Consider the following 22221-nt stretch of genomic DNA (forward strand, 5'->3'; position numbering starts at 1 on the left):
GGCCGTGGCGCGCGACACTATTGCAAGCATGTGCTTGCAATAGTTAGCAGGGATGTTGCACTATCGAGTCATGGCATCACTCAACGTCGGCAATCTCGGTGAGTACCTGCGGGAGCAGCGCCGTGCGGCGCAGCTCTCGCTGCGGCAGCTCGCCGATGCCGCCGGGGTGTCGAATCCGTATCTCAGCCAGATCGAGCGCGGGCTGCGCAAGCCCAGTGCGGACGTGCTCCAGCAGGTCGCCAAGGCGCTGCGGATCTCGGCCGAGACCCTCTACGTACGTGCGGGGATTCTCGACGAGCGGGAGCGGGAGGAGCTGGAGACGCGGGCCGTCATTCTGGCCGATCCCTCGATCAACGAGCGGCAGAAGAACGTCCTGCTGCAGATCTATGACTCCTTCCGCCGCGAGAACGGCTTCGTCCCCGAAGCCGAAGCCGAAGCCGATGCGGACGTCGGCGCGGACGTCGGCGCGGCCGCCGACGCTGACGCGGACATGGGCGTCGACACGGGCGCGGACGCCGGTGCGGACGCCAGGAAAGACCACGACCCTCACAGCTAGCAGCTGGTTCTGATGATCCGGGAGGACCACAGTCATGGCCATCACCGATGACCTGCGCAAGACCCTCACCGACCCCACCCCCCTCTACTTCGCCGCAGGCACGGCCGACCTGGCCGTGCAGCAGGCGCGCAAGGTTCCGGCGCTGATCGAGCAGCTGCGGGCCGAGGCGCCCGAGCGGATCGACGCCGTCCGCAACACGGACCCCAAGGCTGTGCAGGAGAAGGTGACCACGCAGGCCAAGGAGGCCCAGGCCACCGTGCAGGCCAAGGTCACCGAGGTGTTCGGGTCGTTCGACGCCGCCGACCTGAAGAAGCTGGGCGAGACCGCTCAGGACCTGGCGCTGCGCAGTGTGGGCGTGGCCGCCGAGTACGCGATCAAGGCCAGGGAGACGTACGAGAAGGTCGCCGAGCGCGGCGAGCAGACCGTACGGACCTGGCGCGGCGAGACGGCCGAGGAGATCGTCGAGATCTCGGCCGTCGTCGAGGCCGAGCCGAAGGCCGCGCCCAGGAGCGCCGCGGCGCCGAAGACCGCCGAGCCGAAGGCCGCCCCGAAGAGCGCTCCCGCGGCCGGTGCCGCCAAGCCCGAATCCGCCGAGCCCGCGCCCGTCGAGTCCGTAGCAGTCAAGTCCGACGAGCCGAAGGCCGCGGCCGCCGAGGCCAAGGCCGCCAAGAAGACGCCCGCCCCGCGCAAGCCCGCGGCCAAGAAGACCCCGCCGCCCGCCGGCACGTGACCCCGGAGGGTCATTCCGCGCCCCGGTACGCGTGACCGGGGCGTGGGGCGGGCACCTTTACCGGTGGCCGGATCGTTGTCCCGGTACCGTGGCCCACTCGGCCGCAGGGCGTTCATCCACTCACTAGGCGGTACACCATGTTGCTCTCAGGATTCGGCACGATCCTCCAGCTGCTCTATCTGGCGATGCTGGTGCTGGCTGTGGTCGCGTTCGTCTTCGCGGCGACCGCCCGGGAGGACGCCTACCGCGCCGCCGACAAGAAGAGCAAGTCGTTCTGGCTGATCATTCTCGGCGTCGCCGTCGCCGTGAACCTGCTCATCCCCATGCTCTTCCTCCAGATCGCCGGCCTCATCGCGTCGATCGTCTTCATGGTCGACGTACGGCCCGCGATCAAGGAAGTCTCGGGCGGCGGCGGTGGCCGCCGGGGCGGGTCCAGCAGTGACGGCCCGTACGGCCCCTACAACGGCGGGCGCTGAGCGCCCAGGGGGCGCCCGGCCACGGGTGACGCGGGGCGGGAGCGCGGTGCGCTGCCGCCCCGCCGTCGTGTCCGCTCCGGGTCCCGGCCCAGCAGCAGTACCGCCACGTCGTCCGTCAGCTCGCCACCGTTCAGCTCCCGGACCTCGGTGACCGCCGCCTCCAGCAGCTCCTCGCCGGCCAGGCCCTGCTCCAGCCGCTCGTTGACCATGGCGACCATGCCGTCCTGGCCGAGGCGCTCGCTGCCGCCCGTCCCCACGCGGCCCTCGATCAGGCCGTCCGTGTACATCATCAGGCTCCAGGACCCGCCCAGCTCGACCTGCCTGCGCGGCCACCTCGCCCGGGGCAGCAGACCCAGTGCCGGGCCGCCGTCCTCGTAGGGGAGCAGCCGGGCCGGCTGCCCGCGGCGGGCGAGCAGCGGGGCGGGGTGACCGGCCAGGCACAGCCCGGCCCGGCGCCCGTCGGGCGCGATGTCGACGGTGCAGAGCGTCGCGAAGATCTCCTCGCTCTGGCGTTCGTGCTCCAGCACCTGCTGGAGCGTGGACAGCAGCTCGTCCCCGCACAGCCCGGCCAGGGTCAGCGCCCGCCAGGCGATCCGCAGCTCGACGCCGAGCGCCGCCTCGTCCGGGCCGTGCCCGCAGACGTCGCCGATCATCGCGTGCACCGTGCCGTCCGGGGTGCGCACGGTGTCGTAGAAGTCGCCGCCGAGAAGGGCGCGGCTGCGGCCGGGGCGGTAGCGGGCGGCGAAGCTCAGGTCGGAACCGTCCAGCAGGGGGGTGGGCAGCAGGCCGCGTTCCAGGCGGGCGTTCTCCTGGGCGCGCAGCCGGGACTCGGTCAGCTGGTGCTGAGCGATGTCGGCGCGCTTGCGCTCCACGGCGTACCGGATGGCCCGGCTCAGGACGCGCGCGTCCAGCTCGCCCCGGAAGAGGTAGTCCTGCGCCCCGACCCGTACCGCCTCGGCCGCCAGCTCCGTGTCGTCCCGCGCGGTGAGCGCGAGCACCGCGTGCAGCGGGGCGATGCGGAGTACGTGGGTGAGGGCCGCCAGCTCGTCGGCCCGCCCGGAGACGGGCTCGGGCCGTTCGGAGGCGGGCTGGGGCCGCTCACCGGCTTCGGGGGCCGCCGGTCCCGCGCCCGTGACCGGCAGCGCGAGGTCCAGCAGGATGCAGTCGACGTCGTCCGTGAGCAGCCGCCCGGCCTCGGTGAGGTTGCGGGCGGTACGGATACGGACCCGGGTTCCGGCGGCTGCCGAGAGCTCGGGGACGGTGATGGTGGTGCCCGCCGGGTCGTCCTCGATCAACAGCAGGGTGAGGTCGGCGCCATAGGTGGTCTCCGCAGCGGGAACGGCGCGTTGCTGCGGTACGGGTACGGGCATCGGTTCGGGTTTCCTTCCCTCCCCCGAGGGTGCGGCGGAACGCCGATCGACGCACCGCCAGTCGGGGACGATAGCGGCACACGGCGGGGGAAAGGAATGGCACGCGGAAAGCGGCCGCTGTCATATGCGGCGCCATAAGCCGCGTCCTGACACGGATCCGGCGCGATGGGCCGTCGTACGGGCCGGGAAGGGCCCATGACGAACATCACCCGCCCGTGAACGGCCGCGTGGCCCGGCTCACATGGGCCGGGAGCCACCGCTCACGACGGCTGCCCGCTGCTTGCTGCGCCTACTCGTTGGGCTCGATGCCTGCTGCGCCTACTTGTCGGGGCGGACCACGCCGAGGATCTTCATCGAGCCCGCGCCCGCCAGGGTGACGTTGCGGCCGGGGCGCGGGGAGTGGACGATCGCGCCGTCGCCGACGTACATCCCGACATGGCTGGCGTCGGCGTGGTAAATGATCAGGTCGCCGGGGCGCATGTCCCGGATGTCGATGCGCGGCAGCAGCCGCCACTGCTCCTGCGAGGTGCGCGGGATCGGCCGCTTCGCGGCCAGCCACGCCTGGGACGTCAGGCCCGAGCAGTCGTACGAGCCGGGGCCCTCGGCTCCCCAGACGTACGGCTTGCCTATCTGCGCGGTCGCGAAGGCCACCGCGGCCTGGCCGGCCTTGCTCGCCTCGCCGCTGACCTCCTTGATCGCGCCTGAGGAGAGCCAGGCGGTCTGCGCCTTGTTCGCGGCGTCCTGTTCCAGCTGGCGCAGCCGGTCGCGCTCCTTCTTCTCCAGCTGCGACTCAAGCTTCTTCGCCGCCGCTATCTGGGCGTTGATCTTCTTCTTGGCCTTGGCCTGCTTGACCCGGTTCGCTTCCAGCTTCTCCCAGTTGGCGCTGGCGTCCTGGGTGTACAGCTCCAGGTCCTTCTGCGTCTGGTTCAGCTCGGTCAGGAGCGACTTGGACGCCTGCTGGCTCTGCCGGACCTTGTTGATCCCGTCGAGGAAGAGCTTCGGGTCGTTGCTGAGGGCCAGCTGGGCGCCGGGCGGTAGACCGCCGTTGCGGTACTGCTCGCGGGCCTGGGCGCCCGCCCGGTCCTTCAGCGCGGCGATGCGCGCCTGGCCGTCGACGATCGCCTTGGCCAGCTTCACGATCTCGCCGGACTGCTTCTTCGTCTGCTCCTCGGCGAGGTTGTACGCGTCCGTCGCCGCGCCCGCCTTCCGGTACAGCGTCTCGATCTGCTCGCGGACCTTCTCCAGGTCCGCGTTGGAGTACCGGGAAGGAGAGGAGTCGGCCGGGGAAGAGGCGGCCGGGGACGGCGAAGGGTTCGGAGCCGGGGCGGCCATGGCCTGAACCGGGGCCGTCAGCAGGGCCAGCGCACAGACCAGCGTGATCGCGGCAGTGGCACAGTGGCGTCGGTTCACGAGCTCCCCTTCCGGGTCGGTTCTCCGGGCTCGCCTCCAGGTGAAGGCGACTCAGCCGATATTGGCGGCAATGACAGCGATGGCGGACAACTGTGGCAATGGTGACAATCAAGCTGAATGCGAGAAAGTCAACCGAAGCCGGGTAACGCACATCTGACTTACCGTCAGTAACTTTTCGACAACGTCGCGATCGTGCCATGTCGCCTCGTAAAGCAACAGGGGCAGACGCCACCTGTCGCGTCACATACCGCCTGTTCCGGGGCACTTCGCCCTACGGATGCCGCCGCGCGTGCCCGATTCCGTCCTTCGTCCCCCCTCCCCATCACAAGGGACGAACGATGATCCCCCGGCGTTCCCGGAACGGGCTGGTTCCGTCCTTTCGGGCGGTTGTTCAGTGGCCGCCCGGCCGCAGGGCGTCCCACGCCACCGTGACCTCGCCCTGGCGCCACCGCCGTACCCCGTCCGTCACCGGCCAGTCGCCCGCCACCGCCCGCACCGCCGCGATCCAGCGCTGCCGGGCGCCGAGCGAGGCGTAGGGGGAGGCCGCCGCCCAGGCCCGGTCGAAGTCCCGCAGGAAGGCGTGGACCGGCTCGCCCGGGACGTTGCGGTGGATCAGCGCCTTCGGCAGGCGCTCCGCCAGGTCCGATGGGCGGTCCAACGAGCCGAGCCGGGTGGCGAAGGTGACCGTGCGCGGGCCTTCCCGCCCCAGGGCCACCCAGACGTGCCGCCGCCCGATCTCGTCGCAGGTGCCCTCCACCAGCAGCCCGTCCGGGGCGAGGCGGGAGCACAGCCGCGCCCAGACCTCGGCGACCCGCTCCTCGTCGTACTGGCGCAGCACGTTCGCCGCCCGGATCAGCGTGGGCCGGACCTCCAGCGGGACCTCGAAGCCGCCGTGGACGAAGGTGAGGCCCTCTCGGGCGTACGGCTGCGCGGCGGCGACCCGCCCCGGGTCGATCTCGATGCCCGCCACCGCGGTGCGCGGTTCGGCGGTGCGCAGGCGGTCCAGCAGCTCCACGGCGGTCCAGGGGGCGGCCCCGTACCCGAGATCGGCGGCCACGGGGGTCGCGGCGCGGCGCAGGACCGGGCCGTGCACGGCGGCGATCCAGCGGTCCATGCGGCGCAGCCGGTTCGGGTTGGTCGTCCCGCGGGTGGCGGTGCCGATGGGGCGCTGGCGCATGAGTCGAGCGTATGCGACGAGGTGAGAGGGGTGCTCACCGCACGATGCGCCTCCCGGTGACGTGGCGAGGCCCGCCGCCCGGCAGCGTGACGTGGCGAGGCGCGCCGCCCGGCAGCGTAATGATTTGGCAAAGCGGAAATGAAAGGCGGCCTTCCGCTGTTCTCGCCCTTCGGAGGGGCCCTACGCCCCTCCCCACGGCATGCCCCGAGTGAGGCCCTGAGCGAGGAGGACCGACGACGTGAGCCAGTACGTCTCCCGGCTCGGCTCCGCCCGCTCCGCGGCGCGCATCCGGTTCCCCGGCGGTTTCCCCGGGTCCTCCCGCAGGCCGCGCCGCATCGCGATGCTCTCCGTGCACACGTCCCCGCTGCACCAGCCCGGTACGGGCGACGCGGGCGGGATGAACGTGTACATCGTCGAGCTGGCCAAGCGGCTCGCCGCGATCAATATCGAGGTCGAGGTCTTCACCCGGGCGACCACCGGCTCGCTGCCCCCCGCCGTCGAGCTGGCCCCGGGCGTTCTGGTCCGGCATGTCGACGCCGGGCCGTACGAGGGGCTCGCCAAGGAGGACCTGCCCGCCCAGCTCTGTGCCTTCACGCACGGCGTGATGCAGGCCTGGGCCGGTCAGCGCCCCGGCTACTACGACCTCGTGCACTCCCACTACTGGCTCTCCGGCCAGGTCGGCTGGCTCGCCGCCCAGCGCTGGGGCGTCCCGCTCGTCCACGCCATGCACACCATGGCCAAGGTCAAGAACGCCGCGCTCGCCGAGGGCGACACCCCCGAGCCGCCCGCCCGCGTCATCGGCGAGACCCAGATCGTGAACGCCTCCGACCGGCTGATCGCCAACACCGCCGAGGAGGCCGCCGAGCTGGTCCGCTTCTACGACGCGGACCCGGCCGCCGTCGCCGTCGTGCACCCCGGCGTCAACCTGGACCGCTTTCGCCCCTTCCCCAAGGGCTCCGACACGTTCCGTCCCCGGGATGCCCCATCCGCCCGCGCCGCCGCGCGGGCCCGCCTCGGCCTGCCGCAGGACGCGCTGATCCCGCTCTTCGCGGGCCGCATCCAGCCGCTGAAGGCCCCCGACGTGCTGCTGCGCGCGGTGGCGGTGCTGCTGGACCGGGACCCGTCCCTGCGCTCCCGGATCGTGGTGCCCGTGGTGGGCGGGCCCAGCGGCAGCGGGCTCACGAAGCCCGAGGGGCTCCAGAAGCTGGCCGCCCGCCTCGGCATCGCCGACGTCGTACGCTTCCACCCGCCGGTGGGCCAGGACCGGCTGGCGGACTGGTTCCGGGCCGCGTCCGTGCTGGTCATGCCGTCGTACAGCGAGTCCTTCGGCCTGGTCGCCATCGAGGCCCAGGCGGCCGGCACCCCGGTCGTCGCGGCGTCCGTCGGCGGACTGCCGGTGGCGGTGCGCGACGAGGTCAGCGGCTTCCTGATACCGGGGCACGAGCCGGAGGCGTACGCCCGCGCGCTCGGGCGGTTCGCGGACGCGCCGGAGCTCGTCGAGCGGATGGGGGCGGCCGCGGCGGCGCACGCCCAGTCCTTCGGCTGGGACACGGCCGCCTCGGCGACCGCCGACGTGTACACGGCCGCGCTGACCGACCACCGCCGCCGGGCGCGTACACACCACGGCTGAGCACATCTGCTGCCCGTCCGGGGCTGACGTACGCTCGTCGCATGGCTGACGTACCCGACGAAACAGCAGCGGCCCAGGTCATCGAGGCGACGCTGGACGATGCCGGGCTCGCCTGGGAGAGCCCCGCGCCCGGCAACTACGTGGTGACGCTGCCCGGCACCCGCAAGCTGTCGACGACCTGTTCGCTCATCGTCGGCAAGCACTCCCTCTCGCTCAACGCCTTCGTCGTCCGGCACCCCGACGAGAACGACGCCGGGGTGCACCGCTGGCTTCTGGAGCGCAACCTCCGCCTCTTCGGCGTGAGTTACGCGATCGACCCGCTCGGCGACGTCTACCTGGTCGGCAAGCTGCCGTTGTCGGTGGTCACCCCCGAGGAGCTGGACCGGCTGCTCGGTACGGTGCTGGAGGCGGCCGACGGCGCATTCAACACCCTCCTGGAGCTCGGTTTCGCCGACTCGATCCGCAAGGAGTACGAGTGGCGGGTGTCGCGCGGGGAGTCCACGCGGAACCTGGACGCCTTCAGCCACCTGATCCAGCGTCCGTCCGGCGGCGCCTCGTAGCGGCGTGGGCAACGGCAACTCCGGTACACGGCGGCGGCGCCACCCGTACGTTCACCGGGTGATCACATCAGAATCACGATCACGGGGGAGTGCCATCGGGTGAGCCATCGCTCGGGCGTTCGATCGTAAAGTGGGGATCACTGCGACGGTCCGTCCCAGACGGCGTCGAAGTGCCGACGGGGGAAGGGCGGTTGCTCCCCGAACCGGAGAGAAGAACCATGCGCGCCACTGCCGTACGCCGTACCGCCCTCGCCGCCTGCGCGGCGTCCCTCACCCTGCTGGCCACCGCCTGCGGCGGCTCGTCCGACGCCGACGCGGGCGACGGGAAGAACGACAAGGGCGGTGCCGCGAACGGCAGCAGCTCGGCTCCGGAGGCCCCGGCCCCGGCCAAGGCGCTCACCGCCGCCGAGCTGGAGAAGGCGACTCTCGCCCAGGGTGATGTGGAGGGCCACAAGGTCGCCAAGGCGGGCCCGGACGACGAGGTCCCGGCGGACGCCGTCAAGGTCGACAAGGAGGCCTGCCTTCCCGTGGCCCACGCCATGTACGGCGTGGCGCAGGAGGGTTCGGTGGCCACCACGAAGCGCAAGGTCGTCAGCGAGCCGAAGACCGACGGCGAGAAGCCGCTGGAGGAGCTGACGGACGGCGGGGTCGAGGACGCGCTGAAGGCCGCGTTCGACCTGACGTCCACGTTCGTCGCGCTGACCTCGTACGACAAGACGGCGGGCCCCGACGCGTTCGCCGCGCTGAAGAAGGCCGCAGTGGACTGCGCGGGCGGCTTCACCGTCACGATCGCAGGAGTGCCGACCAAGGTCGCCTCGATCGCGGAGGAGAAGGTCAGCGGTGGCGACGAGTCGGCGGCCTGGACGGTCACGGCCGAGGACGACGGCGACACGGTCCCGTTCAAGCTGGTGGCGCTGCGCAAGGAGGGCACGGTGGCGACGTTCTACGCCTTCAACCTGGCGGCCGGGGGCGGCGGTTCGAAGTTCGAGGTGCCGACGGAGGTCGTGGCGGCGCAGGACAAGAAGCTGGCCTGACGCGCACGACCGAACGCGCGCCTGCCTCTGCCTCCGCCCCTGCCCCTGTCCCTGCCGTGCTGCTCAGGGCAGGGGCACCAGCCGGACGACGGTGACGGTCAGGACGGACCGGGAGACGTAGTAGAGGACGATGGCCCCGGAGACGGTCGCCTCGCGCCGGTCACGCTCGCTCTTGACGGCGGACGAGGCGTGTCCGTACGGCTCCTGACCCAGCGTGCGGGCCATCTCGTCGCGGAAGGACTCGCCGTCCCGCATCTTGGCCAGGGTGTCGTCCGCGGGCGGGGCGTAGGAGATGCGGAAGCTCAAGCGACGCTCCGCCTCTCGGCCTCGTCCTGCGCGAGCCGGTCCAGAATCCGTTCCGCTTCGGGATCGGGGACGGCCTCCAGCATCCAGTGACGCATGACGGCCTGAATCTCGTGCACCCCGGCCTCGTTGATCGCGAGGTTGAACTCCTCGCGTCTCTCCTCGGGCAGCGCGGCCCGGATGTCCGGGATGCTGTTGGGCACCTCGACTTCGGTACCGCCGACGAAGGTCTTCAGAGACTCGCCCATGATCGCTCTCCCCGATCTCCTTGCCCTGGAGGCACCGCGCTTCGCCGTCGCGGCCGACAAGGCCGCTGTTGGGGCAACCGTAGTACGCGGCACGGACAGTTCGGCCTCGCCGTACCTCCCGGATGTGCGTACACATGCGCGCCGCGGCCTCTGATCCGCCCCCGGATCTTCCGGTCCCTCCCCGGATCGTCCGAGTGACGACTGCTGCGACGTAGAAAAGGATCTTCCTTCGCGTCCGATGGGGTACGTTTCAGCCGTCCCCGTTTTTGATCTTGAAAGGAATCTGACGCATGCTTACGACCTGGAAGAGGACGGCAGCCGCGAGTGTCTCCGCGATAGCGGTCATGGGTATGGCGGCAGGCCCCGCCAACGCCGCCGCGGCACCGTCGGCCGCGCCCCGCGCCGCCGCGAAGTGCTACATCCACAACTGGACGGGCACAACCCTCAACGTGCGCCAGGGCCCCGGGACGGCCTTCAAGACGATCGGGACGATCCCCAAGGGCGGCAAGCTGCCCTGCGGCGTCAACGCGGACAGCAGCACGAGCGGGGGCAAGTACACCTCGTGCGGTGGTGGCAGCTGGTGGCTGACGGTGAAGATCAACAAGCAGGACGGCTGGGTGGCCGGGGAATGTGTCGCCATCGGCGCCAGCTGATTGCGTGACACCTGCTCGCTCGTACCGGAGAGTGGCAGGGAGTGGGAGGGACGTACGTATGCGTGTCAGGCATCGGTCACGGCAGCGTCCGAGAGGCGTTCCCTTCGCCGCTTGACCAGATGACCGACGAGAAGCCACACGGCGTAGGCGCCGGTCGCCGCGGCCATCAGCCGGATGTACACCGGGCTGCCGGAACTCGCCGCCGTCCAGAGGCCCGACGCGGTCAGCACCCCCACGTACCCGGGTGTGTCGACGAACGCCTGCTTCTTGGCCATGGCCCCGCCCCTCACCTCACCGCCTGTCCGCTCCGCGCGTTGTTCCACGCGGCATGCGACAGGAGCCCGGCACAGCGCCGCGCCCCCGGCCCGACGGATGAACCGTCGGGCCGGGGGCGCGGCGACTAGCGCGTGCGGGCTGCCGCGTACGGACTACCGCCTGCGGGCTACTTCTTGCCCTGGTTCTTCACGGCCTCGATCGCGGCCTTCGCCGCGTCCGGGTCCAGGTACGTGCCGCCCGGCTTCAGCGGCTTGAAGTCGGCGTCGAGCTCGTAGGAGAGCGGGATGCCGGTCGGGATGTTGAGGCCCGAGATGTCCTCGTCCGAGATGCCGTCCAGGTGCTTCACCAGACCGCGCAGGCTGTTGCCGTGGGCGGCGACCAGGACCGTGCGGCCGGTGAGGAGGTCCGGGACGATGCTGTCGAACCAGTACGGCAGCATGCGGACGACGACGTCCTTCAGGCACTCCGTGTCCGGGCGCAGCTCCGGCGGGAGGGTCGCGTAGCGCGGGTCGTCGAACTGGCTGTACTCGTCGTCGCGGTCCAGCGGCGGCGGCGGGGTGTCGTACGAGCGGCGCCACAGCATGAACTGCTCCTCGCCGAACTCGGCGAGCGTCTGGGCCTTGTCCTTGCCCTGGAGGGCGCCGTAGTGACGCTCGTTCAGGCGCCAGGAGCGGCGGACCGGGATCCAGAGGCGGTCGGCGGACTCCAGGGCCAGCTGCGCGGTGCGGATCGCCCGGCGCTGGAGGGAGGTGTGCAGGACGTCGGGAAGCAGACCGGCGTCCTTGAGCAGCTCACCGCCGCGGACTGCTTCCTTCTCGCCCTTTTCGGTCAGGTTGACGTCCACCCAACCGGTGAACAGGTTCTTCGCGTTCCATTCGCTCTCGCCGTGGCGGAGGAGGATCAGCTTGTACGGTGCGTCGGCCATGGGTCCGAGCGTAATCGAACCCCCGTGGCCTCCGCGCGCCCGCCCGTAACGCGGACAGCGCGGGTCCGGGGATGCCCGAGGAGCGCCCGGCGGCGGGACGATTGACGGTGGGCGTCAATTCGGTGGCGGGCGGAGAGCCGGGCTTCGTAATGTCTCGAAGGTCGTCGGGAGTATTACCCGAGGCGCTCGTTCCGTACGTCCCGTGGGGGGAATCCTTATGTCCGTCGCCGGTCTGCGCACAGCCGCCCGCGAGACCGTCTCGGGGATGCCCCGCGAGTTCTGGTGGCTGTGGACCAGCACCCTGGTCAACCGCCTCGGCGCGTTCGTCGCGACCTTCATGGCTCTGTACCTGACCCTGGACCGGGGCTACTCCGCCTCGTACGCCGGGCTCGTCGCCGCCCTCCACGGGCTCGGCGGCGTCATCTCCTCGCTCGGCGCGGGTGTGATGACCGACCGGCTCGGGCGGCGGCCCACCATGCTGATCGCCCAGGTCTCCACCGCGGTCTCGGTGGCACTGCTCGGGTTCATGGTGCATCCCTTCGCCATCGCCGCCGTGGCGTTCTTCGTCGGCATGGCGAGCAACGCCTCACGCCCCGCCGTCCAGGCGATGATGGCGGACATCGTGCCCCCGAAGGACCGGATCCGGGCCTTCTCGCTCAACTACTGGGCCATCAACCTCGGCTTCGCGATCTCTGCCGCAGGTGCCGGGTTCATCGCCGAGTACAGCTATCTCGCAGGTTTCATCGGCGAGGCCCTGATGACGCTCGTGTGCGCCGTCGTCGTCTTCGTGAAGGTGCCGGAGTCGCGGCCCGAGCAGGCGCCCGCGAAGCGCGTCGGCGGCAAGCGGCCCAAGGACGAGGTGCGGCTCACCACCGTCCTGCGCGACGGGCGCTTCATGGGCGTCGTGGGGCTGTCGTTCCTGGTGTCGCTGATCTTCCAGCAGGGGTACGTGGGACTTCCGGTGGCGATGGGTACGGACGGCTTGTCCAGCTCCGACTTCGGTACCGCCATCGCCGTCAACGGCGTGCTGATCGTGGTCCTCCAGATCCCCGTCACCCGCTTCATCCAGCACCGCGATCCGCGCCGGCTGCTGATCATCTCCTCGCTGCTCGCCGGGTACGGCTTCGGGCTGACGGCGTTCGCCGGGTCGGTCGCGGCCTACGCACTGACGGTGTGCGTCTGGACCTTGGCCGAGATCGTCAACGCGCCCACCCAGACGGGTCTGGTCGTGCAGCTGTCGCCCGCCCGGGGCCGGGGCCGCTACCAGGGCATGTACACGATGTCGTGGTCGGTGGCGGCGCTCGTCGCGCCGCTGATGTCCGGCTTCGTGATCGACCACTACGGCGCCGCCTGGCTCTGGGGCGCCTGCGCCGTGATCGGCACGGTCGCGGGTCTCGGCTACTGGCTGCTGATGCGCAACCTGCCGCGCGAGGAGCACCCGGGCGGTGCGGACGCCGTTGCTCCCGAGCCCGCTCCCGTACCGGCCGAGGTCCGGCCGGACCGGGCCGAGGACCCCTTGGCCGTCGAGCGCGCGGTCTGACCTGCGCACCTCGCGCTCCGGCACACGTACGGCGTCGGCCCGGCTCCTCCTCCGGGCCGACGCCGTACGTACGTATTCCGTACGCCCGTATTCCGTGCGCCTGTACGTGTCAGCCGCAGCAGCCGCCGCACTGGCACGGAGCACCGGACTGGCAGCCGCACCCGCACCCCGAGCCGCAGCCGCAGGCGCCGAGCACGGTCAGGTGCACCACTTCGGTCGGGGTCTCCTGCTGGGGTTCGGTCATGGGGGATTCGGCCATGGTCCCTCCTCAGGGCGTACGGCTGGGGCGGCGGTCGGCATGGTGCACCGCCCCCACCCCCATTGCATGCCCATCCCGGCGGGCGCATCAACGGCGCACGCGCGCAGGAACGCATGTGCGACTCGCGTACGCCGTCGACAGGCAGAGGCGGGAGGGCGGGGTACCGGGGCAGGAGGCGGGACGTCGGCACTCGGATGAGAAGTGCCGTCACGCGGACGGAGTGCCGTTACGCGGCGACGAGGAGTGCCGTCACGCGGACGGGAGCGCCGTTACGCGGACGGAGTGCCGTTACGCGGCGAGGGGCGCCGTTACGCGCCCTCCACCGGTGCCGCCGCCTGGATCTCGTCCGCGTGCTCGCCCGTCACCAGGTAGACCACGCGCTTGGCGACCGACACCGCGTGGTCGGCGAAGCGCTCGTAGTAGCGGCCCAGCAGCGTCACGTCCACGGCCGTCTCGATGCCGTGCTTCCAGCGGTCGTCCATCAGGTGCTGGAACAGCGTGCGGTGCAGCAGGTCCATCTCGTCGTCGTCCTGCTCCAGCTGCAGTGCCAGATCGACGTCCTTGGTGATGATGACCTCGGCGGCCTTGGCCATCAGGCGCTGCGCGAGCTGGCCCATCTCCAGGATGGTGGCGTGCAGGTCGTGCGGGACCGCCGACTGCGGGAAGCGCAGCCGGGCCAGCTTCGCCACATGCTGGGCGAGGTCGCCCGAGCGCTCCAGGTCGGCGCTCATCCGCAGCGAGGTCACCACGATGCGCAGGTCGGTCGCCACCGGCTGCTGGCGGGCGAGGAGCGCGATGGCGCGGGCCTCCAGTTCGTGCTGGAGGTCGTCGACCTTCTGGTCGCCGGCGATCACGCTCTCCGCCAGCGTCAGGTCGGCGTCGAGCATGGACGTGGTCGCCCGCCCGATCGCCGAGCCGACCAGCCGGGCCATCTCGACCAGGCCTTCTCCGATCGAATCGAGTTCCTCGTGGTAAGCGTCGCGCATGGAAGTCCCTCTCCAGTTCCAACTGAGGCCGGGGTCTCGGGCCGACCCCCACGGTCCCACGGTGCGGCCGCAACGCGTCCGGATCCAACCCCCTAAGTGAACCGGCACCTACCCCTCGGTGAACTCTGGGCGACGAGTGTTCGAGATGGCGCTCGGACGGCTGGGAGAGTGTCTGCGCACCCGCATAACCTTGAAGCATGGACGTGAACGCGGCGGTCGCCGCAGCTGCTGCGATCGCCGGTCTCCTGACCGGTGTGATCGCCATGCTGGCGTTCCGCTGGAGCGAGCGCGATCTGAAACGGCCCACGCGTACGTCCCTGCGGCCGGACAGCAACGCCGCTCTGCCCCCCGGAGTGGACACCGTCCTCTCCGTGCTCAGTTCCTCCGCCGTCGTTCTCGACGAGAGCGACAGTGTGGTCAAGGCCAGCTCCGCCGCGTACGCCCTGGGGCTGGTCAGGGGCGGCAGGCTGGCCGTCGAGCCGATGCTCAACATGGCCCGGGACACCCGGCGGGACGGGGAGATACGCCAGGTCGAGCTGGACCTCCCCCGGCGCGGCACCGGCCGGGGGGACGCCCTCGCCGTCTCCGCCCGGGTCGCCCCGCTGGGCTCGCGGCTGGTGCTCCTCCTGGTCGAGGACCTGACCGAGGCGCGCCGGATAGAAGCGGTGCGGCGCGACTTCGTCGCCAACGTCAGCCATGAGCTCAAGACCCCGACGGGAGCGCTCTCACTGCTCTCCGAGGCGGTCATGGACGCCTCCGACGACCCGGAGGCGGTGGAGCGGTTCGCCGGGCGGATGCAGATCGAGGCCACCCGGCTGACCAACCTCGTCCAGGAGCTCATCGACCTCTCCCGGGTGCAGAACGACGACCCGCTGGAGGACGCCGAGTCGGTCAAGGTGGAGACGCTGATCGCCGAGGCGATCGACCGCTGCCGCCAGCAGGCGGGCTCCAAGCAGATCACCATGGCCTCCGCCGGCACCGAGGGCCTCACGGTCTGGGGCAACCGGGGCCAGCTCGTCGGCGCGCTCGGCAACCTCGTCGAGAACGCCGTCAACTACAGTCCCGCCCGCACCCGCGTCGGTATCGCCGCACGCCGGATGGCCGCGCCCGGCGGGGATCTCATCGAGATAGCCGTCACCGACCAGGGGATCGGCATCTCCGAGAAGGACCGCGAACGGGTCTTCGAGCGGTTCTACCGCGTCGACCCGGCCCGCTCGCGGGCCACCGGTGGCACCGGTCTCGGCCTCGCCATCGTCAAGCACGTGGCCGCCTCGCACGGCGGGGAGGTCACCGTCTGGAGCTCCGAGGGACAGGGCTCCACCTTCACCCTCCGGCTGCCCGAATCGGGTGTCTTGAGGGAGCGCACCACCGGCGGACCGCTTATCGTCAACGGCGACGACGAGGGGCCGTACGAGACCGACACCTTTGACCCCTTCCCTGCCCCGGAGGCTCTTCCGTGACCCGAGTGCTTGTCGTCGAGGATGAGGAATCCTTCAGCGACGCCCTGTCCTACATGCTGCGCAAGGAAGGTTTCGAGGTCGCCATCGCGGCGACCGGCCCCGACGGTCTGGACGAGTTCGAGCGCAACGGCGCCGACCTGGTCCTGCTCGACCTGATGCTGCCCGGCCTGCCCGGCACCGAGGTGTGCCGCCAGCTCCGCAGCCGTTCCAACGTTCCGGTGATCATGGTCACCGCCAAGGACAGCGAGATCGACAAGGTCGTCGGGCTGGAAATAGGAGCCGACGACTACGTCACCAAGCCCTTCTCCTCCCGCGAGCTCGTCGCCCGTATCCGCGCGGTCCTGCGCCGCCGGGGAGAGCCGGAGGAGGTCACCCCGGCCGCCCTGGAGGCGGGCCCGGTCCGGATGGACGTGGACCGGCACGTGGTCACCGTCTCCGGCGGCAAGGTCGACCTCCCGCTCAAGGAGTTCGACCTCCTGGAGATGCTCCTGCGCAACGCGGGCCGAGTGCTGACCCGTATGCAGCTCATCGACCGGGTCTGGGGCGCGGACTACGTCGGCGACACCAAGACCCTCGACGTCCACGTCAAGCGCCTGCGCGCCAAGATCGAGCCCGACCCCGGGGCGCCCCGGTATCTCGTCACGGTGCGGGGCCTGGGGTACAAGTTCGAGCCGTAAACCGCACCGAGCTGCCTCCCCGGGCCCGAGCGCGCACCGGGGGCGCTCTCCGCGCGGCAGCACGCCGAAGGGCGCTTCCCGACCGGGAAGCGCCCTTCGTGCTGTGCTCGTGCGCCGTACGGGGGCGGCGCACCGGTGTCAGCGGGCCGCGCCCTGCTCCGCTCCCGTGTCGCCCTGAGGGCCATCGGCGCCCTGGGCACCCTCCGCGCCCGCGCCGTCCGCCGGGGTGCCGGGCGTCTCGCCCTCGGGCGTGCCCGGGGTCTCGCCGTCGCCGGACGGCGTCTCCGATGCGGTCGCGTTCGGCTTCGGCGAGGGCGCCTCTGCCTTCGGGCTGGGACCGAAGTCCTCGAAGAAGCCCTCCGCCGGGAAGACGCTGGCGCCGAGGCCGACGTCGCCGGTCCGGCTCAGCTTGAAGACGACCTGCTGCACATCGCCGTTGCGGGCCGCCTCGCCGCTGTTCTCGATCACGGCGGAGGCGTTGCCCTTGCCGCCGATGATGACCTGCCCGCCGGCCGGGACCACGATGGGGCCCTTGCCGTCGGCGGCCTGGAGGTTCACCTCGGCGTCGCTGCCGGGCAGCGTGACGGCCTCCAGCACCTCGCGCTCGGTGCCGTCGTTGAACAGCGTCGCGGCGACGACGGCGGTGCCATCGGCACCGCCCTCGGGCTGCGTGAGGACGTTGACGTTCTGGATCTTGATGGTGCCGACCGAGGTGGCCGCGTTGTCCGGCCTGATCTGGAGCGTCTCCGCGTTGTTGCCTGCACCGCAGGCGGACAGCGTGACGATCGAGAACGCGGTGGCGGTGGCGGCGAGAGCGCCGTGTCGAAGGCTGCGGCTCACGGCGGCGGCAACTCCTTGAACGAGTCGGACTGCGGGCTTCGTACGTCGTGCCGACCCTCCCGAGAGCGGCGGCGGAAGGAGTGAGGTAAAGCCGCCCTAAGGGTGTGTCAGCGGCCTTAGGCTACCGAGCCACCGCTCCCGCCCTGCACCCGACCCGCCCCTACGCGCTCCGCCACTTCCCCGAGGGCTGCCGGAGGGCTCCCTGGGGCGCCCGGGGGGAGACGTCGGCCGGAGCCGGACGGGGGGCGCTCACCTGGAGGCCCTGGGAGGCCCTCTGAGGTCTACCAGTCGGTAACCGTTGAAGGTCTACCGGCCGGTAAGTCGCCTGCCGTTCACGTAATCCGCGTGATCAATTCTTCCGGCGGCGACGCATTCCGCGAAAGGTGCGGCAGGGCGTTTGGCTTGATCAATTTCATTGCGGTCCGGCACTTGCACCCGTACGGGTGAGCGATCCTCGAACGGGGTGCAGAATGATCGTCATCAGGAAACCGGCAAAACGGGACTTTCGTCCTCTTCTGTAGGGCTTCCGGGCTGCGTGACGTGGGCGTTTCGCGCCGGGTGCACAACGGCTCCGACCTGCGAATACCGCCTTCCGGAAGCCTTCCGCAGCACGTTCGTGTCGCTGTTGTCAAGCCCCGAGATATGCCCTGACCTGCGAAAACGCCATTCAGGAGAGGCGATTCTCGTGTTACTCTGGATAGCCACGGAAGGGGTACCTGTCACATGACGTTCAAGGTTGGCGACACCGTGGTCTATCCCCATCACGGGGCCGCGCTGATCGAGGCTATCGAAACTCGCCAGATCAAAGGCGTGGACAAGACCTACTTGGTGCTCAAGGTCGCCCAGGGCGACTTGACGGTTCGTGTGCCGGCGGACAATGCGGAGTTCGTAGGCGTGCGCGACGTGGTCGGGCAGGACGGGCTGGACCGGGTCTTCGAGGTGCTGCGCGCGCCGTACGCCGAAGAGCCGACGAACTGGTCCCGGCGTTACAAGGCAAATCTCGAAAAGCTCGCCTCCGGCGATGTCATCAAGGTCGCCGAAGTGGTGCGTGACCTGTGGCGTCGCGAGCGCGAGCGCGGTCTCTCCGCCGGAGAGAAGCGCATGCTCGCCAAGGCCCGCCAGATCCTGGTGAGCGAGCTCGCTCTCGCGGAAAACACGAACGAGGACAAGGCCGAGGCTCTGCTCGACGAGGTCCTCGCGTCCTGAACCGGGTCGCACCGGTCGTATGAATCCGGTCGTATGAATGTGCCGCGGTGCCCGCTGACCAGTCGTTTTTACGCTGTGTCGTCGGGCGCTGCGGCATGTTCGGACCCGAATCATCCATCCCCGGGCCCGTGACGCGTACTGGTACTGGTCGCTCTTCTACGTGCTGTCCACTCGTGCGGGAGCACCTGTCCCGACCGGACGTGCTGTTCCGACCGGGTGTCACGGAAGGGGCCCGGTTCGAGACAGGGCGTCCTGCCCGGCTCGCTGGGCCCCTACCCATGTCGGCACGGAAGACAAACCTGCCGAACCTTCGGACCTTCGGAGTGCACCCGATGTCATCGACGCCCCCGCCGTCCGGCCCGTCGCGCCCTCCCCGTACCGCCGCGGTGATCCCCGCGGCCGGGCGGGGCGTGCGCCTGGGGCCGGGCGCGCCCAAGGCCCTCCGCGTCCTCGGCGGTACGCCGATGCTGATCCACGCGGTCCGCGCCATGGCCGCCTCCCGGTCGGTCTCCCTGGTCGTGGTCGTCGCCCCGCCGGACGGCGCGCCCGAGGTGAAGCACCTCCTCGACGAGCACGTGCTGCCCGAGCACACCGACTACCTGGTGGTGCCGGGCGGTGACACCCGCCAGGAGTCCGTGGGCCTCGGCCTCGACGCGCTGCCCGAGGACGTCTCCGTCGTCCTGGTCCACGACGCCGCCCGCCCCCTGGTGCCGGTCGACACGGTCGACGCGGTGGTCGAGGCCGTACGGGGAGGGGCGCCCGCCGTCGTTCCCGCGCTGCCTGTCGCGGACACCGTCAAGGAGGTCGAGCCCGCAGCGGCGGCCGGGGAGCCGGAGCCGGTGCTCGCCACCCCCGTACGGGCCAGACTGCGTGCGGTGCAGACCCCGCAGGGCTTCGACCGGGACACGCTGGTGCGGGCCCACGCCGAGGTCGCGCTCGACGGCGAGGGTGCCACGGACGACGCGGGCATGGTGGAACGCCTCGGCGCGCCGGTGGTCGTCGTCCCCGGGCACGAGGAGGCGTTCAAGGTGACCCGGCCGCTCGACCTGGTACTGGCCGAAGCGGTACTCGCCCGCAGGAGGGCCAACGATGGTTTCTGAGCAGCACGCCGCGGGGACCCCCGCCCCCGTCATCCCGCTCGTCGGGATCGGCACCGACATCCACGCCTTCGAGGAGGGCCGCGAGCTCTGGTGCGCGGGCCTGAAGTGGGAGGGCGAGGGCCCCGGACTCGCCGGTCACTCCGACGCCGACGTCGTCGCGCACGCCGCCTGCAACGCGCTCTTCTCCGCGGCGGGCCTCGGCGACCTCGGGCAGCACTTCGGCACCGGCCGCCCCGAGTGGTCCGGCGCCGCGGGCATCACGCTGCTCACCGAGGCCGCCCGGATCGTCCGCGCCGAGGGCTTCGAGATCGGGAACGTGGCCGTCCAGGTCGTCGGCCTCCGCCCGAAGATCGGCAAGCGGCGCGACGAGGCGCAGAAGGTGCTGTCCGCCGCGGTGGGCGCGCCGGTCTCGCTCTCCGCCGCCACCTCCGACGGGCTCGGCTTCACCGGCCGCGGCGAGGGCATCGCGGGGATCGCGACCGCGCTGGTCTACCGGACCCGCTGACCGGCGCGGGGCCGCGAGGGCCCGTGCGCGCCCGCACCGCCGGTGCGCCCGCCCCGGTGCGCCTGCGCCCCATGCACGCCCGCGTCCGTCCTGTGGGCGGCGCTCGCGGCCGTACCGCTGACCGGCGCGGCCCTCGCGTTCACCCTTCCGGCGGGACGCGCGGGGAGCGGGTGAACGGGTGAACGGGCGCGAAGGAGCCGGGGCCGCGCCCGGTTACGGGGTAGAAGCATCGGGCCTGATCACCGAACCGATCTCCCGCAGGGACCAGGAGGACGTACGCATGACCGCCGCACTCTCCACCGAGCTCAAGAACCTGCTCGACACCCCCGTCTTCGTCAACATCGCCACCATCCAGCCCGACGGCAGCCCCCAGGTCTCCCCGGTGTGGGTCACGCGCGACGGCGACGACGTGCTGATCTCCACCACGATCGGCCGCCGCAAGGAGAAGAACCTCCGCCGCGACCCGCGCGTCACCGTGCTCGTCCAGCCCTTCGACGCCCCGTACAGCTACGCCGAGATCCGTGGCGAGGCGACGCTGACGACGGACGGCGGGCAGGAGCTGATCGACGAGCTCGCGGTGAAGTACACCGGCAAGCCGTACGCGGAGTTCAACCCGGACTCCGCCGCCGACGCCCCCCGTGTGGTCGTCCGGATCTCGCCGCGGAAGGTCGTCGGCAGCATCTGAGGCCTCCGGAGGCGTCTCGCGCACCCCGGAGAACGCTCTCGGGGCCGGTTCGAGGCATCCCGGTACCAGAAAGAGGCATCCCGGTATCAGAAAGTTGTCCCCGCGATCCCCAAGGGTCGCGGGGCACTGGTGTCGGCCTACTACCCTTGAGGCGTGACTATTCGCCTGCACGACACCAGCGCCCGGCAGATCCGTGACTTCGTCCCGCTCACAGCAGGCTGTGTCTCGATCTACCTCTGTGGCGCCACCGTCCAGGCAGCACCGCATATCGGCCACATCCGCTCGGGCCTGAACTTCGACATCATGCGCCGCTGGTTCACCTACCGGGGCTACGACGTCACGTTCATCCGGAACGTCACCGACATCGACGACAAGATCATCACGAAGTCCGCCGAGCAGGGCCGCCCCTGGTGGTCGATCGGTTACGAGAACGAGCGCGCGTTCAACGACGGCTACGACGTGCTCGGCTGCCTGCCGCCCACCTACGAGCCCCGTGCCACCGGCCACATCCCCGAGATGATCGAGATGATGCGCGGTCTCATCGAGCGGGGTCACGCCTACGAGGCCCAGGGCAACGTCTACTTCGACGTCCGGTCCCTCCCCGGTTACCTGGAGCTCTCCAACCAGGAGCTGGACGATCTGCGCCAGCCTTCCGGCGACGGCGAGACCGGCAAGCGCGACCAGCGGGACTTCGCGATGTGGAAGGCGACCAAGCCGGGTGAGCCCAGCTGGGAGACCCCGTGGGGCCGCGGCCGGCCCGGCTGGCACCTGGAGTGCTCGGCCATGGCCCACAAGTACCTGGGCTCCGCCTTCGACATCCACGGCGGCGGCATCGATCTGATCTTCCCGCACCACGAGAACGAGATCGCCCAGGCCAAGGCGTTCGGCGACGCGTTCGCCAACTACTGGGTGCACAACGGCTGGGTCACCATGTCCGGCGAGAAGATGTCCAAGTCGCTGGGCAACTCCGTCCTCGTCAGCGAGATGGTCAAGCACTGGCGCCCGATCGTTCTGCGCTACTACCTGGGCACCCCGCACTACCGGTCGATGATCGAGTACAGCGAGGAGGCCCTGCGCGAGGCCGAGTCCGCGTTCGCGCGGATCGAGGGCTTCGTCCAGCGTGCCATCGAGAAGGCCGGGGAGACCGTTCCCCCCGCCGCCGAGGTGCCGGCCGCCTTCGCCGAGGCGATGGACGAGGACCTGGGCGTGCCGCAGGCCCTCGCGATCGTCCACACCGCCGTCCGCCAGGGCAACAGCGCGCTCGCCGCCGACGACAAGGAAGTCGCCGCCGCCCGCCTCGCCGAGGTCCGGGCCATGCTCGGCGTCCTGGGCCTCGACCCGCTCGACCCGCACTGGGCGGGCGAGGGTGACCGGGGCGAGGATCTGCACGGGGTCGTCGACACCCTCGTGCGCCTCGTCCTCGACCAGCGGCAGTCGGCCCGGGCCCGCAAGGACTGGGCCGCCGCCGACGCGATCCGCGACCAGCTGGGCCAGTCCGGCCTCGTCATCGAGGACAGTCCCACCGGCCCCCGGTGGACGCTGGGACAGCGCTGAGCACCCGCTCCGAGCAGTGAGATTGTGCCGCCCGGCGATCCGGGCGGCACACTTTCCTTAA

Annotated in this window: 25 protein-coding genes; 15 read left to right on the forward strand and 10 right to left on the reverse strand. The window is 70.9% G+C overall.

All coding sequences use genetic code 11. The features are described 5' to 3' along the window. Window positions 1–70 precede the first annotated feature (70 nt). The 3 genes from RI138_RS17910 to RI138_RS17920 all read left to right on the forward strand — a co-directional run bounded on the left by RI138_RS17910 (window position 71) and on the right by RI138_RS17920 (window position 1762). Window positions 71–556 (forward strand): helix-turn-helix domain-containing protein, encoded by a 486-nt coding sequence (locus tag RI138_RS17910; protein WP_096629918.1) that lies wholly within the window; start codon window positions 71–73, stop codon window positions 554–556. Window positions 557–590: 34 nt separating this feature from the next. Further along, entirely contained in the window at window positions 591–1286 is a 696-nt protein-coding gene (locus RI138_RS17915) for a hypothetical protein (RefSeq protein ID WP_311120748.1), read from the forward strand. A gap of 137 nt (window positions 1287–1423) precedes the next feature. Further along, on the forward strand, window positions 1424–1762 hold the full coding sequence (locus tag RI138_RS17920) for a DUF2516 family protein (RefSeq protein WP_096629921.1): 339 nt from the start codon (window positions 1424–1426) through the stop codon (window positions 1760–1762). On the opposite strand, the gene RI138_RS17925 is transcribed toward RI138_RS17920, so the two are convergent. The 3 genes from RI138_RS17925 to RI138_RS17935 form a co-directional block, all read right to left on the reverse strand. Continuing rightward, window positions 1744–3132 carry a PP2C family protein-serine/threonine phosphatase gene (locus tag RI138_RS17925; RefSeq protein ID WP_311120749.1) on the reverse strand — a complete coding sequence of 463 codons (1389 nt, stop codon included), beginning with the start codon at window positions 3130–3132 and terminating at the stop codon, window positions 1744–1746. The two genes, RI138_RS17920 and RI138_RS17925, sit on opposite strands and share 19 nt — an antisense overlap. Window positions 3133–3450: 318 nt before the next feature. Then, a complete protein-coding gene (locus tag RI138_RS17930; RefSeq protein ID WP_311120750.1) occupies window positions 3451–4542 on the reverse strand; it encodes a C40 family peptidase in 1092 nt (363 codons plus the stop codon). Window positions 4543–4933: 391 nt separating this feature from the next. After that, entirely contained in the window at window positions 4934–5719 is a 786-nt protein-coding gene (locus RI138_RS17935; protein ID WP_311120751.1) for a class I SAM-dependent methyltransferase, read from the reverse strand. Window positions 5720–5957: 238 nt separating this feature from the next. On the opposite strand from RI138_RS17935, the gene mshA reads away from it, so the two are divergent. From mshA to RI138_RS17950, 3 genes are all read left to right on the forward strand, one after another. Next, window positions 5958–7349, forward strand: a complete 1392-nt coding sequence (gene mshA, locus RI138_RS17940) for a D-inositol-3-phosphate glycosyltransferase (RefSeq protein WP_311120752.1) — start codon at window positions 5958–5960, stop codon at window positions 7347–7349. A 41-nt stretch (window positions 7350–7390) separates the two neighbouring features. Further along, window positions 7391–7909 (forward strand): type III secretion system chaperone family protein, encoded by a 519-nt coding sequence (locus tag RI138_RS17945; protein ID WP_311120753.1) that lies wholly within the window; start codon window positions 7391–7393, stop codon window positions 7907–7909. 218 nt (window positions 7910–8127) lie between these two features. Further along, window positions 8128–8943, forward strand: a complete 816-nt coding sequence (locus RI138_RS17950; protein ID WP_311120754.1) for a hypothetical protein — start codon at window positions 8128–8130, stop codon at window positions 8941–8943. 63 nt (window positions 8944–9006) lie between these two features. Here RI138_RS17950 and RI138_RS17955 read toward each other — a convergent pair whose 3' ends face one another. Together RI138_RS17955 and RI138_RS17960 are read right to left on the reverse strand one after the other, a co-directional pair. Then, window positions 9007–9249 (reverse strand): hypothetical protein, encoded by a 243-nt coding sequence (locus RI138_RS17955; RefSeq protein ID WP_096629932.1) that lies wholly within the window; start codon window positions 9247–9249, stop codon window positions 9007–9009. Next, on the reverse strand, window positions 9246–9494 hold the full coding sequence (locus RI138_RS17960; RefSeq protein WP_311120755.1) for a hypothetical protein: 249 nt from the start codon (window positions 9492–9494) through the stop codon (window positions 9246–9248). The genes RI138_RS17955 and RI138_RS17960 overlap by 4 nt, the downstream gene beginning before the upstream one ends. Window positions 9495–9784: 290 nt before the next feature. Here RI138_RS17960 and RI138_RS17965 point away from each other — a divergent pair, with 290 nt between their 5' ends. Continuing rightward, window positions 9785–10147: an SH3 domain-containing protein gene (locus RI138_RS17965; protein WP_311120756.1), complete on the forward strand. Its 363-nt coding sequence runs from the start codon at window positions 9785–9787 to the stop codon at window positions 10145–10147. A gap of 65 nt (window positions 10148–10212) precedes the next feature. Here RI138_RS17965 and RI138_RS17970 read toward each other — a convergent pair whose 3' ends face one another. Together RI138_RS17970 and RI138_RS17975 are read right to left on the reverse strand one after the other, a co-directional pair. After that, window positions 10213–10422: a hypothetical protein gene (locus RI138_RS17970; RefSeq protein ID WP_311120757.1), complete on the reverse strand. Its 210-nt coding sequence runs from the start codon at window positions 10420–10422 to the stop codon at window positions 10213–10215. 167 nt (window positions 10423–10589) lie between these two features. Further along, window positions 10590–11348, reverse strand: coding sequence for a phosphoglyceromutase (locus RI138_RS17975; RefSeq protein ID WP_096629064.1), 759 nt, complete (start codon window positions 11346–11348; stop codon window positions 10590–10592). A gap of 217 nt (window positions 11349–11565) precedes the next feature. On the opposite strand from RI138_RS17975, the gene RI138_RS17980 reads away from it, so the two are divergent. Beyond that, a complete protein-coding gene (locus tag RI138_RS17980; protein WP_311122924.1) occupies window positions 11566–12888 on the forward strand; it encodes an MDR family MFS transporter in 1323 nt (440 codons plus the stop codon). A 109-nt stretch (window positions 12889–12997) separates the two neighbouring features. Here the strand turns inward: RI138_RS17980 and RI138_RS17985 are convergent, their stop codons facing one another. Together RI138_RS17985 and phoU are read right to left on the reverse strand one after the other, a co-directional pair. Beyond that, on the reverse strand, window positions 12998–13147 hold the full coding sequence (locus RI138_RS17985) for a hypothetical protein (RefSeq protein ID WP_179500197.1): 150 nt from the start codon (window positions 13145–13147) through the stop codon (window positions 12998–13000). 308 nt (window positions 13148–13455) lie between these two features. Beyond that, window positions 13456–14133 (reverse strand): phosphate signaling complex protein PhoU, encoded by a 678-nt coding sequence (gene phoU, locus RI138_RS17990; RefSeq protein ID WP_311120758.1) that lies wholly within the window; start codon window positions 14131–14133, stop codon window positions 13456–13458. 197 nt (window positions 14134–14330) lie between these two features. On the opposite strand from phoU, the gene RI138_RS17995 reads away from it, so the two are divergent. Both RI138_RS17995 and RI138_RS18000 read left to right on the forward strand, forming a co-directional pair. Further along, complete coding sequence (locus tag RI138_RS17995; RefSeq protein WP_311120759.1) at window positions 14331–15593, forward strand: sensor histidine kinase; 1263 nt, start codon at window positions 14331–14333, stop codon at window positions 15591–15593. Continuing rightward, on the forward strand, window positions 15590–16270 hold the full coding sequence (locus RI138_RS18000; protein WP_003968183.1) for a response regulator transcription factor: 681 nt from the start codon (window positions 15590–15592) through the stop codon (window positions 16268–16270). Before RI138_RS17995 ends, RI138_RS18000 begins: the two co-directional genes overlap by 4 nt. Before the next feature lie 138 nt (window positions 16271–16408). Here RI138_RS18000 and RI138_RS18005 read toward each other — a convergent pair whose 3' ends face one another. Continuing rightward, a complete protein-coding gene (locus tag RI138_RS18005) occupies window positions 16409–17110 on the reverse strand; it encodes a DUF461 domain-containing protein (RefSeq protein ID WP_311120760.1) in 702 nt (233 codons plus the stop codon). 723 nt (window positions 17111–17833) lie between these two features. Between RI138_RS18005 and RI138_RS18010 the strand changes: the two genes are divergently transcribed. From RI138_RS18010 to cysS, 5 genes are all read left to right on the forward strand, one after another. Continuing rightward, window positions 17834–18316: a CarD family transcriptional regulator gene (locus tag RI138_RS18010; RefSeq protein ID WP_003953493.1), complete on the forward strand. Its 483-nt coding sequence runs from the start codon at window positions 17834–17836 to the stop codon at window positions 18314–18316. Window positions 18317–18648: 332 nt separating this feature from the next. Then, window positions 18649–19416, forward strand: coding sequence for a 2-C-methyl-D-erythritol 4-phosphate cytidylyltransferase (gene ispD / locus RI138_RS18015; protein ID WP_096629057.1), 768 nt, complete (start codon window positions 18649–18651; stop codon window positions 19414–19416). Then, complete coding sequence (ispF, locus tag RI138_RS18020) at window positions 19406–19921, forward strand: 2-C-methyl-D-erythritol 2,4-cyclodiphosphate synthase (protein ID WP_096629055.1); 516 nt, start codon at window positions 19406–19408, stop codon at window positions 19919–19921. Before ispD ends, ispF begins: the two co-directional genes overlap by 11 nt. Before the next feature lie 280 nt (window positions 19922–20201). Continuing rightward, window positions 20202–20606: a PPOX class F420-dependent oxidoreductase gene (locus tag RI138_RS18025; protein WP_096629085.1), complete on the forward strand. Its 405-nt coding sequence runs from the start codon at window positions 20202–20204 to the stop codon at window positions 20604–20606. Between the two features lie 153 nt (window positions 20607–20759). Then, window positions 20760–22160 carry a cysteine--tRNA ligase gene (cysS, locus tag RI138_RS18030; RefSeq protein ID WP_311120761.1) on the forward strand — a complete coding sequence of 467 codons (1401 nt, stop codon included), beginning with the start codon at window positions 20760–20762 and terminating at the stop codon, window positions 22158–22160. The last annotated feature ends 61 nt before the right edge of the window (window positions 22161–22221 follow it).

Origin of the sequence: Streptomyces durocortorensis (genome assembly GCF_031760065.1) — a bacterium.
In the GTDB taxonomy this organism is placed as follows: Bacteria; Actinomycetota; Actinomycetes; order Streptomycetales; family Streptomycetaceae; genus Streptomyces.

Bases quoted from the DNA above. Each gene is read 5' to 3' on its own strand.
- RI138_RS17910 (WP_096629918.1), top strand. From the start codon at position 71: ATGGCATCACTCAACGTCGGCAATCTCGGTGAGTACCTGCGGGAGCAG.
- RI138_RS17915 (WP_311120748.1), top strand. From the start codon at position 591: ATGGCCATCACCGATGACCTGCGCAAGACCCTCACCGACCCCACCCCC.
- RI138_RS17920 (WP_096629921.1), top strand. From the start codon at position 1,424: ATGTTGCTCTCAGGATTCGGCACGATCCTCCAGCTGCTCTATCTGGCG.
- RI138_RS17925 (WP_311120749.1), bottom strand. From the start codon at position 3,132: ATGCCCGTACCCGTACCGCAGCAACGCGCCGTTCCCGCTGCGGAGACC.
- RI138_RS17935 (WP_311120751.1), bottom strand. From the start codon at position 5,719: ATGCGCCAGCGCCCCATCGGCACCGCCACCCGCGGGACGACCAACCCG.
- RI138_RS17945 (WP_311120753.1), top strand. From the start codon at position 7,391: ATGGCTGACGTACCCGACGAAACAGCAGCGGCCCAGGTCATCGAGGCG.
- RI138_RS17950 (WP_311120754.1), top strand. From the start codon at position 8,128: ATGCGCGCCACTGCCGTACGCCGTACCGCCCTCGCCGCCTGCGCGGCG.
- RI138_RS17960 (WP_311120755.1), bottom strand. From the start codon at position 9,494: ATGGGCGAGTCTCTGAAGACCTTCGTCGGCGGTACCGAAGTCGAGGTG.
- RI138_RS17965 (WP_311120756.1), top strand. From the start codon at position 9,785: ATGCTTACGACCTGGAAGAGGACGGCAGCCGCGAGTGTCTCCGCGATA.
- RI138_RS17970 (WP_311120757.1), bottom strand. From the start codon at position 10,422: ATGGCCAAGAAGCAGGCGTTCGTCGACACACCCGGGTACGTGGGGGTG.
- RI138_RS17975 (WP_096629064.1), bottom strand. From the start codon at position 11,348: ATGGCCGACGCACCGTACAAGCTGATCCTCCTCCGCCACGGCGAGAGC.
- RI138_RS17980 (WP_311122924.1), top strand. From the start codon at position 11,566: ATGTCCGTCGCCGGTCTGCGCACAGCCGCCCGCGAGACCGTCTCGGGG.
- RI138_RS17985 (WP_179500197.1), bottom strand. From the start codon at position 13,147: ATGGCCGAATCCCCCATGACCGAACCCCAGCAGGAGACCCCGACCGAA.
- phoU (WP_311120758.1), bottom strand. From the start codon at position 14,133: ATGCGCGACGCTTACCACGAGGAACTCGATTCGATCGGAGAAGGCCTG.
- RI138_RS17995 (WP_311120759.1), top strand. From the start codon at position 14,331: ATGGACGTGAACGCGGCGGTCGCCGCAGCTGCTGCGATCGCCGGTCTC.
- RI138_RS18010 (WP_003953493.1), top strand. From the start codon at position 17,834: ATGACGTTCAAGGTTGGCGACACCGTGGTCTATCCCCATCACGGGGCC.
- ispD (WP_096629057.1), top strand. From the start codon at position 18,649: ATGTCATCGACGCCCCCGCCGTCCGGCCCGTCGCGCCCTCCCCGTACC.
- ispF (WP_096629055.1), top strand. From the start codon at position 19,406: ATGGTTTCTGAGCAGCACGCCGCGGGGACCCCCGCCCCCGTCATCCCG.
- RI138_RS18025 (WP_096629085.1), top strand. From the start codon at position 20,202: ATGACCGCCGCACTCTCCACCGAGCTCAAGAACCTGCTCGACACCCCC.